We start from the raw sequence: 15039 nt of genomic DNA, 5'->3' as shown, positions 1-15039 counted from the left end.
ATTGCCGCTGTATTTTGGGACAAGACTGAACTGCACCACAATTGTTAGTTTTTGTGTCTAACAATTGGGGTGCAGTTCAGACATCGCGTCCCACTTTAAAATGGCACTATTTGGTGTTATAGTATAAACCAAAACTGAATGATGTTAAAATTCAACTCTTTAGGAGGCAAAAGGAATGGATAAGCAAGGACAAGAAATGTTTTTAAATTATATTTTAGAAAGAGTTCAAGAAGGCAAGGAGGATGAAGCGAAGGAAATTCTAACAGAAAACTTCAAGAAGCTAACGGAGGGGACTTTTTCACAAGAAGATATTCAAGTGTTTCTCCCTAAGATGATTAGTCTATTAAAGCCAGAAAAGCTAGAGGAAGTAGCCGGAGTTGTGAAGCAATTTGCTGGAGAGTTCGGATTAAACTAAGGTCAACCAATCGAACCACGTTGTTTTCCAAGCGATTGCAAGCCCCCTCCATCGGAAGGATCATGGGGCTAGTTCCAGATTTATTAATGATTACAGATTTTCCGAACGGGAAAGCTCATGCAGGTCGCAGACCGTCTTTAGACGTGGGAGTCTCAAAAAAGCCATTTCTCTGATTCTTGAGAAATGGCTTACTTTGTTTTCCCTCCCATTATGTACCATTGCGATAACGAACCTGTCCCCTCGTTCCAGCGAGTAAAACTACGGCAACTGGGTAGTATATGTTTGGGATGCTGTGTTTACATCATTAGCCTATTCCCGATTATGAAACAAGGACGTGAATCGATGAATCAGAGTAACGAACGCGACAATTTAGGCGGAAATGGAGAAGACATTAGCGATAACCAAGCTGGTGGTAATGCTAATCAAGATGCCACTTTCAATGGTGAAACAACGGGAACTTTGAATGGGGCCGTTGCGGGTGCTATGATAGGTGCTCCATTTGGACTATTCGGTGCGGTTATAGGTGGGGTTTCAGGCGCTACCATTGGTCACGAGGTGGGAGAGGGTGATGTAGAGAACAATACAGACTCCCAAAATCGTGATGAGCCATAATGAAACGCCATGACGGCTCTGCCGCTTCAAGCATTCGTTCAAGCGAACTCTCTGGAGTTACACCTCTGCAGAGTTTGCTTGTTATCTCCCTAGATAACATCCTTCCTTCCCTTTAATTCTTGTAGTAGAAACGCGAGTACCATCCGCACTTTTCCCTTAAGTGATTGCTTCCTTCCCAGAGAATATTACCTTTTATCCCTTACTTAATACTCTTGAAAAAACTCCTTCCAATGAATTGAAAGGAGTTCAATCCAATTAATTCAGTTTTTCTATATGAGCTCCGAAAAAGTTTTGGACATTCGTTGTTCCACCAGAGATATTTTCAAAGCTAGATGCCCCTACAGGCACTCCCCAGAATTGCACCAAATCTTCTTCTAAAATATCACCCGTGGTTTTATACAGAAGCACTTGATAGGAGTTCATTTCGTCATCTAATACATGAGTGATTGAAATCGTTTCTCCATTATCTAATGGTGCTTCTTCTACACTAACAACATTTCCTTGATAGGAAACGAACGTTTGAAAATAGGGTTGAGCGTTTTTGTTTAAATGTTTGGCTGTTACAGAAGTATCCACTTTTCCCTTAGCCTCTGTTATGGCTTCATCCGTTTTCGCTGGTAGTAAAGAATGATTTGCAACAATAAAATCATATGATTCTTGAGAAAGTTCAAGCTGTTCATCCGTTAATATTTGGATGTCTTCCATCAAAGCCTCTGCGTACTTGGCTTCTTCCAAGATTATTGGTTCATTGCTTGTTTCTTCGGTTTCCGTTTCCTCGACTTCAGTTGAGGTTGTTGCATCTTCGGTTTCTCCAACACCTTCATCCGTACCACAGGCTACCAAACTAGTACTTAAAAGCATAGCCAAGGTGAAACACCAAAACTTTTTCATATGTAAAAGCCTCCATTTATCTATTTTCTTATAGTATATATTAATCGGTAAAATTTTACTATATGAATATAGTAAATAAGACCTACTATTAGGTAACATCACGGGGTGAATGCGAAACATGATGACTCTTCTGATGTTTCATAGAGGTTCTTCATAGATTCCTAACACTAGTGCTTATCCTATCACTGAAACGCAACAACTACTGATACAATACCCGTTTTGAAAAAATCACTCTAGTTATTCCTTATCTTTTGGGACAATGGACCTGTCCCCGAGTCCCGTGCTATTATGGATTAGCAGTTTAACTTCATTCAGCAAATGCCTTTTGTACCGAAAGCTTGCGACAGGTACAGAAATCCTCCACTTCTACAAGTGGGGGATGAAGGCAAATGGTCCTTCGATTCAGTGGGGGTACAAACCCCGGCTGAATGAAGTTAAGCCTCCGGCGAGTCTTGTGATTTTTTTAAGGTAGTTTATCGAGCGAGCTCGATAAAAATCCGGACGCAAATTCGACGAGCGAATTTGATTAGGGGAAAAATGAAGGGGGTGAAAAAATGGATACGCATCGAGAATTGATAGAAGAAAAGAATGAAAGAATTGCAGAGCTGGAAAGGCAGTTAATAGAATTAAAGGACGCACGGGAGCAAAGTGCTGCCGCTATTGCAATAGAGCATAATACAAGATCGTTTTCTCCACGAAAAGGGTTGTTCTTTAAAGCTCGTGGATGGAAGATTCTTTTGGCCATCCTAGTATTATTAGTTATCGCTTCAGGAGGATTTTGGCTATTTGGAGGCAATACCTTCAAACAGAAGTCTGTCTCGTTTGTTGAACAGGTTCAAGAGCTTGCCACATTGGCAACCGCCGAGGCTCATATTAAGGCAGTTATTAAAGAAGAGGATAATAAGATTTTCGGGAAAGACATCTCTAAGAACTTGCCCGGAACCAAGCGCGAACTGCTATTTATTGTACCTGGGACCGTTATCGCTGGTGTTGATTTGAAGGGAATTACGTCTGAGGACATGGTTATTAATGAAGAAACTAAAGAGATAGAGATTACCCTTCCACATGCGAAGCTGATCCAGGATCCAGCACTACAGATGGATAACATACAAACCTTTGAAAATGGCGGACTGTTCCGTGCGGACACTAAAATGGATGAGGGGTTCCAGAAGGTCGCTGAGGCCCAAGAGCAAATGCGCCAAGAAGCTCTCTCCATCGGCTTACTAGAAACCGCAGAAAAAAATGCCGAAAAAGTATTAAAAGAATTCTTTAAGAATATTGATTATACGGTAGAGGTTACGTATAGGGACGGAGGGACAGGTCCCTCCCACAGGTGAAACATTAATCTGTCTATGATACATTAATGAAGGGTAATAATTTGTTACGTCAAATGATTTTATTTACAGCAGACAAATTTGCGATACTAGGGGGCCGGCTCGATGAAGATAAACATATTTGTTGTTGAGGATGATGATGCTTTGTTTGCTGCGTTGAAGAAGGGTTTAGAGGCTTGGTCGTTCCGGGTCACGAGACCAGATGATTTTGAAGGTGTGATGCGTTCATTTCTTGAACAACAGCCTCAGCTCGTCATCATGGATGTCACACTCCCGAAATTTGACGGCTTTCATTGGTGTCGCGAGATTCGCGCTGTATCCAAAGTACCCATTGTTTTCCTTTCCTCCCGCGATCATCCAATGGATATGGTCATGGCGCTGAGCATGGGGGCGGACGACTTCATCCAGAAGCCGTTTCATACAGACGTGCTTTATGCCAAAATTCAAGCAATTCTCCGGAGGACTTATGCTTATGGCGAAGACCAATCGAATATTCTTGAATGGAACGGCGCTTTGATTGATTTAAATCGAGGTGTAATTGGAAGCGCTGGGAAAGAAGTGGATTTAACAAAAAACGAATCTTTTATACTGATCACGCTCGTGAAATCGAACAATGTCATTATCTCGCGCCATGACTTGATACGAAAGCTATGGGAGGACGAGCAGTTCGTGAACGACAATACCCTCACTGCGAATATAACCCGTTTGCGGCAGAAGCTGGAGACAATCAATTTAGCAGACGCTATTGTGACAAAAAAAGGGCTAGGATATATGGCCATCACTTTATAGAGATTATGAACATGTACTGATAGGGGGAACCGTTCCATGTTTTTCCGTTACGTTGATGCAAGAAAAAGCTGGATTTTACTGTTTGCCGGCTTGCTCGGCTTAGCCAATGCTCTGATCCTGCTTGATCAAGGCATCCAGGTTACCTCTACCTCTCTCCTTTATTTTAACGCCTCATTTATTCTGTCCTTTCTCCTATTTTTTATATGGCGCTTCAAAAGAGAGACAAAATATGCCGCCGCGTTGGCTGCTCTGAAGGAAGACATGGCCTTAGACTGGATCGAGTCACTTCCTGAGCCTGGGGACGGCCTAGATCAGATGACCAACGACATCCTACGGGAGGCCTCCCTTCAGTTCAAACGAAAGCTTGCTGCCTATAAAGAAACTCAACTGATTGCGAATGAATTCACGGCTTCATGGATCCATGAGGTGAAGACTCCTCTCACCGTCATGAAGCTAATCCTAGAAGCCCTGCCAAGTGATCCGGATATACGTAAAATTGAAGCGGAATGGTTGCGGGTGTATTTGTTGGTCGACCGGCAGCTGCATATGACACGTCTGCCCGCAATCGAATCAGACTATGCTCTTGAATCGGCCTCCATACAGCGACTTGCCGCGGAAGAAGTAAGGGAGCTGTTGCCATGGTGTATGGAAAAAAATCTGGCGGTCAGTATCGAAGGAAATGATGTAACGGCCATTACAGACCGAAAATGGTGCCGCTTCATCCTGCGGCAACTTTTGACGAATGCCGTGAAATATAATCCTGCGAATTCAGCCATTATGATTGTGACGGATGTAACGGAGACAGGCCAAGTCTTCTTGGATGTCATCGATGAAGGACCGGGAATACAGCCTCACGAATTGCCGCGTATCTTTGACAAGGGCTTCACGGGAGAAAACGGAAGGATTCAAAACGCAGCGACCGGACTTGGACTCTATCTTGCAAAAAACGTTGCAGATAAATTAGGAATTACCCTCAGAGTGCAAACCGGTCAAACGAAAGGGACGGTGATGCGAATGATTTTTGTCAATCCTAACGCATTCGAAGCGGTCCGAAGAGGGACGGGCGCGTAATATCCAGCTATAAAGCAGTCAGGATTGCTCCTGGCTGTTTTTTGGTGTGGAATAGTGGAACCTCACAATATTGTCACGTTGTCTTGCCAGTTTGTCATGTAAAACGTACGACGAGAGGAAAATCTAACCGTATAATAAAGCCATCATCAAGCAACAATTATGATTTGGAGGTAGTTATGAATCAGTTAAATGTCGGAGAAACCGTTTTACAAGCACGAAATCTCCACAAAACATATGGCACCAAAGGAAATTCACAGCATGTATTACAAGGAATAGATTTGCGCGTCCTCCGCAGTGAATTTGTCGGCATTATGGGCCCTTCCGGCTCAGGCAAGACGACATTGCTTAACGTCTTAGCCACGATTGATCATCCTACGGACGGAACGGTTTTAATTGATGACGAAGATATCTCTAAGCTAAGTAATACCGCGCTTTCCGCCTTTCGTCGCAACAAGCTGGGATTCATCTTCCAGGATTACAATCTACTGGACACGTTGACAGTGAAGGAAAATATACTGCTGCCCATCTCCCTTAGCAAAATGAGCAAGCGGAAAGCGGAGAGCGAGTTCACAGCCATCGCCGATGTGTTTGACATTAAAGCACTGGCGCACAAATATCCGCATGAAATATCAGGAGGCCAGAAACAACGGACAGCTGCCGGGCGTGCTCTGATCCACCAGCCTTCGATCGTGTTTGCGGACGAGCCGACCGGTGCACTGGATTCCAAATCCGCTTCCTCGTTACTAAACGTGATGGAGAAGGTGAATCAGCAGCGAGGCGTCACCGTTGTGATGGTGACCCATGATCCGGTAGCCGCCAGCTATTGCAGCCGTGTTGTGTTTTTAAGAGACGGGAAGATTTACTCTGAGCTGTACCGCGGCGATAAAACAAGACATGCCTTCTTTAATGAAATTCTGGACGTTCAAGCTGTACTGGGGGGCGACCATGTTGACAGTTTTTGAATTAGCACTTCGCAGCATGCGACAAAATGTGAAGCATTACTATTTGTACTTCTTTGCGTTGATCTTTAGTATGAGCCTGTATTTTGTCTTCACCTCATTACAGCACGATCAGGCTGTTCAGAATATGACACATCCGAGTGTTAACTTCTTTGCCGGGTTTCAAATGGCAGGATTCATGCTGATTGTGATCGTTGGGATCTTTACCATCTCGGCCAACGGCATTTTCCTGCGTCGGCGCAGTCGAGAAATCGGATTATATCAGCTGATTGGTCTTTCCAAAGGCTGGGTAGCCCGATATCTAATGATTGAAAATATACTGATTGGCTTAGGCGCACTACTTGCTGCGATCATTTGCGGCACGTTGATTTCAAGGCTGTTCGTCCTTATTTTGTTGAATCTACTCGACTTAGAAGGGATTGTCGGCATCAGCTTCTCCGTACCAGCGGCTTTTAAAACGTTGATGGTCTATCTTCTCATCATTGTCATCACTTCCATTCAGATGTTGCTGAAGGTTTATCGCAGCACCCTTCTGGATCTGTTTCAAGCTGACAAGCGGCCTGACCTCAACGTGCCGCCCAAAGCGGTGACATCTGCTATTTTCGCCCTGCTCGGTCTGGCGCTGATTGGCTACGGATATGAATTATCGAGTCATATCAATAAACAGTTATTCGTCAACGCACTATTGATGCTCGGATCCATCGTTGCAGGGACTTACTTATTGTTTCGCGTTACGATCAGATGGTGCTTTTTCCTGTTCCGCAAACGTAAAGATGGACACCTAGGCTTAACAAACAGCCTGTCGATGGCTCCGCTGATGCACCATATGAAAGCAAATGCCAACTCACTTACCTTGATTACGTTGTTGTCGACCATGACCATCACGATGATTTCCATGGCATACTCCTTCTACTACTCCGTAGAGCAAGAGACCCGCCGTGATCTCCCTTATGATTTTATGTTTGAAAACGAGCCGCAGGAGGCGCTGGCGTTCAAGAAGGAGCTTGAGAAGAAAGGCATCGATGTGAATCACCATGTTGTTGAAGCGGTTCTGACGATGGGTATCATCCTTGAACCGAATGACGAATCGAGCAGGTTTGAAGAAAGTTTGCTATGGCTTCCGGCCGAACAGCTTAAACAAACAGGCGCAGACCTCAACGTGCCGCCAGATGGAGAAGCCATTTTGTACAATGCGGGGGCCTCACTTGCCGGGGACTTAGATGAGCAGTCGAAGCGATATCCAACTGAAATAGAGCTGGAGCAGCATGGACAGACCGTTATGTATACATTGAGGACACTGATGGAAAGGAACATCATGAATTTAGATGCTTCCGGCAGACAGCTGCTAGTGTCAGAAGCAACGATGGACAAGATCGCCGAACAAATGGCCGGTACGCCCGATTATAAAAAAATTCGCTTTGATACGTATCAAGTTCCGGACAAGGAAGAGCTCGCCATAGCTTCCTCTCTATACGCAAAATCCGTAAGTGACGATCGATTAACGTATGATTTCTATGAGCAGTACAAAAAAGTGCTGCAGATGACAGGTATGCTCATTTTCATCGCAGCTTTCCTTGGCCTTGTCTTTTTAATTTCAACCGGCAGCATCCTGTACTTCAAGCAAATGACCGAAGCCGAGCAGGAAAAGCAAAGCTTTAAAACGTTGCGTCAGCTCGGATTTGACGTGAATATGATCATGAAAGGCATTATACGAAAGCAGGCCATCGTGTTCCTTCTCCCTCTATCGATTGGTATGCTGCATTCAATCTTTGCTATCAAGGCGGCTTCATTTATGATCCGGTCGGACACCATGATTCCAGCATCCATCGCCATGGCGATTTACACGGTTATCTATTTTGTATTCGCTCTGTTGACCATAGGCCACTACCGCAACATGGTAAAAAACGCTATGTCATGACTGGGGACAGGTCCCTCGTCCCACCGAATACTACCGATTTAACTAAACTTACACCGACCCCTAGGGCCAATTCTCTAGGAAAGCGAAGTGCCTGGAACGAAAATCAACACTCATGTTTAACATAGCTAAAAAATAAAAGCCATATCACTATAATCCAATGTGATATGGCTTACTTCCTATTCTCTAAAATCACTCACCTTTTGGGACAAGGAACCTGTCCCGCGTCCCACTAAACTTACTTCAATCTCCTATTTACCCTATCCAGGTTAAACTCGGTATACCCCTGTGATAAGCCCCATTGATGTGTGTATGTGTAATCTGGGTGCTCGGGATTAGAGTAGACCGCTAAGAACTCTTCATAGCCCCCTTCTCCTCCGACATCCTCTGGCGGTGTATTTCCTCCACCATCGAGACACACAGGGTGATTTGGCGTATAGTCTGGCACTTCTTTTACAATTTCAACATCATGCTGCCAAGAATCACCGAAGTCATAGTGATATTTTATTTTTGCCGATAGAAAGTCAGATAAATGGACCTCATCAGCCCATTTCATCGGCACTTTGGTCTCATACGCAAAGGCCTCTTCATGACAGACTACGTTTAAAATAGGCTTAAGCCCTTCTTTGTGGACTCCAGGGTGATTATCCCCATGATCGTAGCCAGTTGTATCCGGATCAAATAGATAGAATTCATACAAATGCTGGTTCTTCCAGCCGAAAGCACTTTGTAAAATGTCATGGAATTCTTCAAAGGTTTGATTGACCGGAACGACCAATCTCCGCCAGACATGATGCTTATCAAGCTTTAAGGTTACCAGCATTTCAACCGCTTGCACATCAAAAATAGGTCCACCCGCCAATTTCTCAAGGTCCTTATACAATTCTTCATTCGGGACGATATAATCTTTTTTCCCATGCCCGACTAAAAAGGTACTGGCTCTTCTGCTAACTTTTCCTTGAAAAAGGGAATCGACCTTAAACAAATCCTCAAAATAAGTCACTTGTTCGCAGCTCTTATTCATCCTGGCAACCGTTGTTCGATCGTTTGTCTTGGCAAAAGAAATTTCCTGCGCCTGTTCCAAATACTGATCAATGATTTCTTCTTTAATATGCTCCTGCTGAAACGCTTCCCGAACTGCGTGAATAAAGTGCTCATCAAGTTTCTTAAAGTCCTTAGCCTTTAACCCATGAAGGACAACGACATACCGATTATGGTCATTCACAAACACCACCGTTTTCCTCCGGTTCACAAGCATTACATTAGCATGCCAAGAATAAAACGGATCCACTTCACTCCGCACTTCCTCAGGCTTCAGCTTCAACTCATCCAACAATTTCTTCGTACAATGTATCCTCATAGACAAAACCCCGTTTCTTTGGGACACAGGTCCCTCGTCCCAATTAATACTACCAATTTAACTAAACTTACACCAACCCTTAGAGCTAATTCAAGAGAAACAAGGGCTGATTATTATCCTTATTTAATCGAGGGTCACAGAGACAGGTCCCTCTCCCCAATAAATACTTCCAATTTAACTAAACTTACACCAATCCCTTGAGCTAGTTCTCTAGGGAAATAGGGATTGATCAGTATCCCGATTTATTAATAAGTAGACTATGTTAAACATGAGTGTTGATTTTCGTTCCAGGCACTTCGCTTTCCTGCGGGCGACCGCCGAGCCGACTCGGGCACTTTGTTCTAGCGGGGTCTCGACTGCCTCGCTTCTCCCGCGGGAGTCTTCGTGCCTTCCACTACAATCAACCTGCTAAAAATCAACAATGGACTTTAACACAGCCAAAAAGTAAAAGCCATATCACTACAATCCAATGTGATATGGCTTTCTTTATATTCTCTTAAATCACTCATCTTTTGGACAACCTGTCCCCTTGTCCCACTTTTACCTTATACTTTGAATTGTTCTACTAGTTTATTTAGTTCTTGAGCAATATTGGAAAGTTCTTCACTTGAACTTGCAATCTCCTGCATAGCTGCTGTTTGTTCTTCTACAGATGCTGTTACTTCTTGTGTTCCAGATGCATTTTCTTGTGATATTGCAGATAATTGCTCCATTACTTTCGCAATGTTTTCCTTTTGATTGGTTATGACACTACTATATTTATTAATTGTGTTGATGACGTTCTTCATGTCTTCAATAGACTCAGAAATTCCTTCAAACTTCTTACTAGTCGCTTTCACACTTTCCGTCTGGGAATCTACGACCATCTTCACTTCCTCCATCGTTTGTACAGCAGTGGAAGATTTGTATGAGAGATCATCGATGACCGTACTTATTTCCTTTGTGAATTGGTTAGACTGCTCTGCTAATTTTCTAATTTCATCTGCAACCACGGCAAACCCTTTTCCCGCTTCTCCTGCTCTAGCTGCCTCAATAGCTGCATTCAATGCAAGTAAATTTGTTTGTTCAGCAATACTTTTAATCATTTCACTTGCTACAGCAATTTTTTTCGCACTTTCGCTTGTATTACCAATCACTTCTTTAATTAGTACAGAAGATTTATTAGACATTTCCGTCTTTTTCACAAGATCTAAAATTAATTCAATACCTTCCATTTTTAGTTGATTAACCGTATCTAATGACTTGTTTAATTGTTTAATTTCACGCGCGTTTTCATTAATGACCTCACCAAGCTCTGTAATAGTTGAAAATCCTTTTTCTGCATCCTTTGCCTGATTAATAGCGCCACTAGCAATCATTTCAATCGTTTGCGATACTTCATTCGCCGCAGATGTAGAATATTGTGTGGATGCTTTTAACTGTTCAGAGTGTGAAGCTAATGTTTGTGAATTTCCTAAAATACTCTTAATAATACCTCTAACAGAATTTTGCATGTCGTTTACTGATCTGGAAATTTCCCCAAATTCATCTGTTTTCTCTGTTAATTTCTCTGGCACCTCATTGCTAAAATTTCCTGTTGCCATAAAGTTCATTAATTCTTTTAGCTTATTTATCGTTTTTATGGCGTAGTTTGAGCAAGAAAATAATATAGTTCCCAGCAATAGAATGCCGATCACTCCAGAAATAGAAACAATCATTAAATTCTTCTTAATGGTAGAGTTAATATTTTCCATAGAATATCCAATATTTACTGCACCTATCTGTTCGCCATTTATGACTGCAGGATATACGATATCGTAAACAGGAATTTCATCTTCGCCAAATAAATATTCCGATGTATATATTTCACCATTCTTCACAGCAGAGATAGTTCCTTTATCCTCAGATAGATCTAAACCAATACGATCTTCTATACTATGGGCAGTCACTTGTAAATTTTTGTCTGTGAAAAGAGCATAGACAATTTCATCGGATGTTGCTAAATCATCCACCAAACTTTGGTAACTTAATTGTTGGACTAATTCATCCACTTCACTAGCAGATATATTATTATCCTCTTCGGTAAAATAATTCAAAATTTCTACAGATTTGGAGTTATCCTCCAACCTATTAATCACTTGTTCCAATACGAATTGGCCATTTCTCCCCATTTCATTGATTAAGCTTTGTTTAGCGTTTAAGGAAGAAATAACACCGATACCTGTTATAGCTAGTACTACTACAATTAGTGGAATGAATAATAACTTCACTTTTATACTATTTTTGTTCATTCTCTTTCTTAATGTTTTAATTTCCATTATTCCCCTCCAGTGAATTATGACAAAAACTATTAATGGTTACCTCAGAAAAATATCTAAGTAGATTTGTTGATATTTAGTCAAAAGAGACAGCTTGACATAGATTGAATGTCTTTTGTTAATTGGACTCCATTTCTTTCTCTCTTCTCTCGCTTTTGTTTTGGTAAAAAAAATAATAAGGCATGCCGAAAACAACAGCATACCTTTTATGTTTTGGCATCCCGACTACCAGAGCTTCTGCCTTAGATTGATTCAAATTTTTGCATCCTTCCCTCTCTCGAGAAGTTTGACTTTTTAAACCTTATTGATATTTCTCTAATTAACTAGTAGGTTCTTTTATTCAGGAAAAATTTACTACCACATGAAAACACAAGTCATATTCTAACATTCTCTTTTATCTACTATCAATGAAATATGTGTGAACTTGTCGTTAACTAGATTCATATTCGGTGACTTTTATCACACGTCATGAGCTGCCTTTAACTATTTAGAAAACGCTTAATCTGGAAGCGTTAGGTAAGCCTCTCTGCCTAAGATACATTCTATTTTTCTATCGATTTGTGAATACTTATGTACAATTTAACTAAGTAGGTATTTTGCACTTAAGAAAATGATACTATTAAAAAGGAGTTTTTCACATAAATTGAAAAGTGGTGATAATGTGCGAGACTTATGTACCAAATGGATATTGAATAATCCTGTTAACTTCAGATATGCATTTATTATGCTATTGATAATAGGCATTTCTTTAAATGGCTTTATTCTGGTCGAAAATGACCATTTTTATTTCCTCTATATTTTAAGTGCTATTTATTTAGGTATTGGTTTTTATAATCAATCTTTTTGGTTTATTTTTTCCCTTACCTTATTAATCGTACTCAGCAGAACTTTTTTCATACCTGAACTATTACCATTTAGTGCAAAGGAATTTTTTATCCACTTATTTACTTATTCTGTAATCTCGTTTAAATCTGCTGAATTAATGAAAAATGTTCAAAACGTTAAAGGTGAAAGCCTTGAATTAACCATGTCTCTCGCCAATGCTTTAGATTCGAGGGATCCATATACTATGCATCATTCTGAAAATGTTGCGAAATACGCCGTAGCAATAGCTAAAAAAATGAAATTGTCTGAAGACAAGTGTGAAGCCATTCGCATAGGAAGCTTACTTCATGATATCGGTAAAATCGGAATACCTGAACATATCCTAAATAAACCTGGAAGATTAACCAATGTAGAGTTTAATGAAATAAAATTGCATCCTAATATTGGTTATCGGATGGTTAAGCATGTTGAAAGCTTTAAAAGAAACGGAGTCATTGAGATTGTGCTGTATCATCATGAACGATACGATGGGAATGGTTACCCAGAGGGTCTAAAGGGGAAGGATATTCCATTAGCGGCTCGAATTGTTGCAATTGCGGATTCCTTTGATGCCATGACTTCTAAACGAGTGTATAGTAATCAGATGGAAATAGATATTGCATTGGACGAAATACGTAAAAACAGGGGTACACAATTCGATCCTGATATTGCAGATGTTTTTTTTAGTTTATTTGAGAAAGAGAAAAATACGATTAAATGTAAAGTATCTTAATGGGACAGATATAGAATGTTATAGATTTAATTATTAAAATAAATAAAATTCATTAGTCTCAGACAAGTCCCTCGTCCCACCAAATATTACCGATTTAATTAAACTTTTACCGACTCCCAGGTCTAATTATCTAGGAAGACAGTGACTGATTAGTATCCTGATTTATTAAAAAATAAAAGCCATACCACGATAATCCAATGTGATATGGCTGTCTTCTTATTCTCTTAAAACTACTCACCTTTTGGGACAACGTACCTGTCCCCTTGTCCCACTGATTTATTTTTCTGAATTTTACCTAAACTACACCCAATTCCTCTATTGTATGGTATTATAAAGAAAAACTTGTTTACAAAGTAGAAAGATTTATTTGTATTTGATTAGTTCTCAATTGTAGTTTAACTTTCATAGAAAATGAATTATGGGTAATATTTTTATACTGTACTTGCATATAATCCATTAATGTATACCAAAGCATACGATACAAAAAGTGCACAGTCCAGCGAATGATAGTAGTGTAAGTAAAATAATGTAAAATTACATCCATCTCTAAAAAATCTACACATTTACGTTTATGTTTATGTTTTCATAATATGTGGGAACAATGTTATAGGAGTGTAAACTGTAGGTCGTGAGGGTGACATGGATGAATATAAATAGAAAAGTATTACATATTTTATGTATACTAGTTACTTTCGACCTACCGATGAGGTGGTGAGAGTCTATGTGTAACAAAGGGGAGGATAAAGAAATGGCAACCAGTACCTTATTTGATACTTTTGTATTGAACCAAGAAGCTGCCGAAATGATTGCCTCGACTCCACGTAAGAAACTAACTGAGGTTAATGTTTTTGACGATACTAAGTTGAGTGATAAAGAAAGAGTGGCACATGCTGCTTCAATTCTAGAAGCCTGGAAAAGGAAGTAATTAGGGTAATGGAATTAATTAGTTTATCAAGTTTGATTGAGGCTTCGCAAGGGGAGAGTGAATTCCTGCAACAAAAACTCTCCTCTTTTCAATGCTCCAAAAATGGAGACGTGGAATTATTTTTACATACTAAAGCAATAGAAATGGATGGTAGATCTATTCGTACTACCTTGGTAATTGATGAGAAATCTAGCGAAATAGTTGGCTATTTTACTATAGGTATTAAACCATTCAAATTTGGCACGGTTTCAGGTTCCTTGAAACAAAAACTTTCCGGCAATAAAAACGCAGAACTATTTAATACAATATTAATTGCCCAACTTGGACGTTCCGACGCCTACAAGAGTTTGGTTAGCGGGACTCAGATATTAGATTTTGCACTTAAGCGTTGTAATGAGATAAATACTCTAGCTGCATTACGGGTAGTTTCCGTGGAGTATGAAGATAATCCAAAGCTAAATCACTTTTATGAAAATAATGGTTTTAAATTTATTCAAATAAATGATAATGGTCTGAAACTTAGTTATGTTCGCCTATAATTATATACAATAGCTTTTAGATTTTTTAATCCTCCCTAGTTATGGAGGATTATTTTATTTGAAACGCCGTTGAAACGCCGTGACGGTTCTGCCGTTTCAATCATTCGTCCAAGCAAACTCTCTGGAGTTACACTTCTTAAGAGTTTGCTTTTTTAACTCCTAGATAAATTCCAACCGTCCCTTTAATCGTTATAGTAGAAACGCGAGTACCTTTCCCACATTCCCTTTCCTCCTGTGACTCACTTTCTGAACCCTCCCCATAGAAACACGGGGGCGGTTCTGATGTTTTATAGAAGTTTTTAATAGATTTCTCTCCACGGCGCCTTTATTGTCAA

13 protein-coding genes and 2 pseudogenes are annotated in these 15039 nt (G+C 40.5%); 10 read left to right on the top strand and 5 right to left on the bottom strand.

Annotated features, from left to right (window positions below):
* The first annotated feature begins 175 nt into the window (after nt 1–175).
* The gene (locus tag BQ5321_RS00895; protein ID WP_071392753.1) at nt 176–415 is read left to right on the top strand and encodes a hypothetical protein; all 240 of its coding nucleotides are present in this window, start codon (nt 176–178) and stop codon (nt 413–415) included.
* A gap of 342 nt (nt 416–757) precedes the next feature.
* A complete protein-coding gene (locus BQ5321_RS00890) occupies nt 758–1027 on the top strand; it encodes a hypothetical protein (protein ID WP_071392752.1) in 270 nt (89 codons plus the stop codon).
* Between the two features lie 255 nt (nt 1028–1282).
* Here the strand turns inward: BQ5321_RS00890 and BQ5321_RS00885 are convergent, their stop codons facing one another.
* Entirely contained in the window at nt 1283–1918 is a 636-nt protein-coding gene (locus BQ5321_RS00885) for a hypothetical protein (RefSeq protein ID WP_071392751.1), read from the bottom strand.
* A 554-nt stretch (nt 1919–2472) separates the two neighbouring features.
* Here BQ5321_RS00885 and BQ5321_RS00880 point away from each other — a divergent pair.
* From BQ5321_RS00880 to BQ5321_RS00860, 5 genes are all read left to right on the top strand, one after another.
* Complete coding sequence (locus tag BQ5321_RS00880) at nt 2473–3255, top strand: DUF4230 domain-containing protein (protein ID WP_187143707.1); 783 nt, start codon at nt 2473–2475, stop codon at nt 3253–3255.
* A gap of 102 nt (nt 3256–3357) precedes the next feature.
* Nucleotides 3358–4041 carry a response regulator transcription factor gene (locus BQ5321_RS00875; RefSeq protein WP_139187734.1) on the top strand — a complete coding sequence of 228 codons (684 nt, stop codon included), beginning with the start codon at nt 3358–3360 and terminating at the stop codon, nt 4039–4041.
* A 36-nt stretch (nt 4042–4077) separates the two neighbouring features.
* The gene (locus tag BQ5321_RS00870; RefSeq protein ID WP_071392750.1) at nt 4078–5112 is read left to right on the top strand and encodes a sensor histidine kinase; all 1035 of its coding nucleotides are present in this window, start codon (nt 4078–4080) and stop codon (nt 5110–5112) included.
* A 176-nt stretch (nt 5113–5288) separates the two neighbouring features.
* The gene (locus BQ5321_RS00865) at nt 5289–6074 is read left to right on the top strand and encodes an ABC transporter ATP-binding protein (RefSeq protein WP_071392749.1); all 786 of its coding nucleotides are present in this window, start codon (nt 5289–5291) and stop codon (nt 6072–6074) included.
* Nucleotides 6058–7989: an FtsX-like permease family protein gene (locus tag BQ5321_RS00860; RefSeq protein WP_234978340.1), complete on the top strand. Its 1932-nt coding sequence runs from the start codon at nt 6058–6060 to the stop codon at nt 7987–7989. The genes BQ5321_RS00865 and BQ5321_RS00860 overlap by 17 nt, the downstream gene beginning before the upstream one ends.
* 235 nt (nt 7990–8224) lie before the next feature.
* Here BQ5321_RS00860 and BQ5321_RS00855 read toward each other — a convergent pair whose 3' ends face one another.
* The 4 genes and pseudogenes from BQ5321_RS00855 to BQ5321_RS24185 all read right to left on the bottom strand — a co-directional run bounded on the left by BQ5321_RS00855 (nt 8225) and on the right by BQ5321_RS24185 (nt 11899).
* The gene (locus tag BQ5321_RS00855) at nt 8225–9346 is read right to left on the bottom strand and encodes a plasmid pRiA4b ORF-3 family protein (RefSeq protein WP_071392748.1); all 1122 of its coding nucleotides are present in this window, start codon (nt 9344–9346) and stop codon (nt 8225–8227) included.
* A 545-nt stretch (nt 9347–9891) separates the two neighbouring features.
* Nucleotides 9892–10422 (bottom strand): annotated as a pseudogene (locus BQ5321_RS25165) (methyl-accepting chemotaxis protein); the annotation flags it as partial.
* Nucleotides 10423–10833: 411 nt separating this feature from the next.
* Nucleotides 10834–11496 (bottom strand): annotated as a pseudogene (locus BQ5321_RS25160) (hypothetical protein); the annotation flags it as partial.
* 265 nt (nt 11497–11761) lie between these two features.
* Nucleotides 11762–11899: a hypothetical protein gene (locus BQ5321_RS24185; protein ID WP_159433393.1), complete on the bottom strand. Its 138-nt coding sequence runs from the start codon at nt 11897–11899 to the stop codon at nt 11762–11764.
* 387 nt (nt 11900–12286) lie between these two features.
* On the opposite strand from BQ5321_RS24185, the gene BQ5321_RS00845 reads away from it, so the two are divergent.
* From BQ5321_RS00845 to BQ5321_RS00835, 3 genes are all read left to right on the top strand, one after another.
* Nucleotides 12287–13240 carry an HD-GYP domain-containing protein gene (locus BQ5321_RS00845; protein WP_234978339.1) on the top strand — a complete coding sequence of 318 codons (954 nt, stop codon included), beginning with the start codon at nt 12287–12289 and terminating at the stop codon, nt 13238–13240.
* A gap of 721 nt (nt 13241–13961) precedes the next feature.
* The gene (locus BQ5321_RS00840) at nt 13962–14165 is read left to right on the top strand and encodes a hypothetical protein (protein ID WP_071392746.1); all 204 of its coding nucleotides are present in this window, start codon (nt 13962–13964) and stop codon (nt 14163–14165) included.
* An 8-nt stretch (nt 14166–14173) separates the two neighbouring features.
* On the top strand, nt 14174–14704 hold the full coding sequence (locus tag BQ5321_RS00835; protein WP_071392745.1) for a GNAT family N-acetyltransferase: 531 nt from the start codon (nt 14174–14176) through the stop codon (nt 14702–14704).
* The last annotated feature ends 335 nt before the right edge of the window (nt 14705–15039 follow it).

Source organism: Bacillus tuaregi (genome assembly GCF_900104575.1).
Taxonomy (GTDB): domain Bacteria; phylum Bacillota; class Bacilli; order Bacillales; family Cytobacillaceae; genus Bacillus_BD; species Bacillus_BD tuaregi.
The sequence above is the reverse complement of the archived record's forward strand: the minus strand, read 5'-3'. Positions and strand labels throughout refer to the sequence as shown.

Excerpts from the sequence above, each read along its gene's own strand:
- BQ5321_RS00895 (WP_071392753.1), top strand. The coding sequence starts at position 176 with ATGGATAAGCAAGGACAAGAAATGTTTTTAAATTATATTTTAGAAAGA.
- BQ5321_RS00890 (WP_071392752.1), top strand. The coding sequence starts at position 758 with ATGAATCAGAGTAACGAACGCGACAATTTAGGCGGAAATGGAGAAGAC.
- BQ5321_RS00885 (WP_071392751.1), bottom strand. The coding sequence starts at position 1,918 with ATGAAAAAGTTTTGGTGTTTCACCTTGGCTATGCTTTTAAGTACTAGT.
- BQ5321_RS00880 (WP_187143707.1), top strand. The coding sequence starts at position 2,473 with ATGGATACGCATCGAGAATTGATAGAAGAAAAGAATGAAAGAATTGCA.
- BQ5321_RS00875 (WP_139187734.1), top strand. The coding sequence starts at position 3,358 with ATGAAGATAAACATATTTGTTGTTGAGGATGATGATGCTTTGTTTGCT.
- BQ5321_RS00870 (WP_071392750.1), top strand. The coding sequence starts at position 4,078 with ATGTTTTTCCGTTACGTTGATGCAAGAAAAAGCTGGATTTTACTGTTT.
- BQ5321_RS00865 (WP_071392749.1), top strand. The coding sequence starts at position 5,289 with ATGAATCAGTTAAATGTCGGAGAAACCGTTTTACAAGCACGAAATCTC.
- BQ5321_RS00860 (WP_234978340.1), top strand. The coding sequence starts at position 6,058 with ATGTTGACAGTTTTTGAATTAGCACTTCGCAGCATGCGACAAAATGTG.
- BQ5321_RS00855 (WP_071392748.1), bottom strand. The coding sequence starts at position 9,346 with ATGAGGATACATTGTACGAAGAAATTGTTGGATGAGTTGAAGCTGAAG.
- BQ5321_RS00840 (WP_071392746.1), top strand. The coding sequence starts at position 13,962 with ATGTGTAACAAAGGGGAGGATAAAGAAATGGCAACCAGTACCTTATTT.
- BQ5321_RS00835 (WP_071392745.1), top strand. The coding sequence starts at position 14,174 with ATGGAATTAATTAGTTTATCAAGTTTGATTGAGGCTTCGCAAGGGGAG.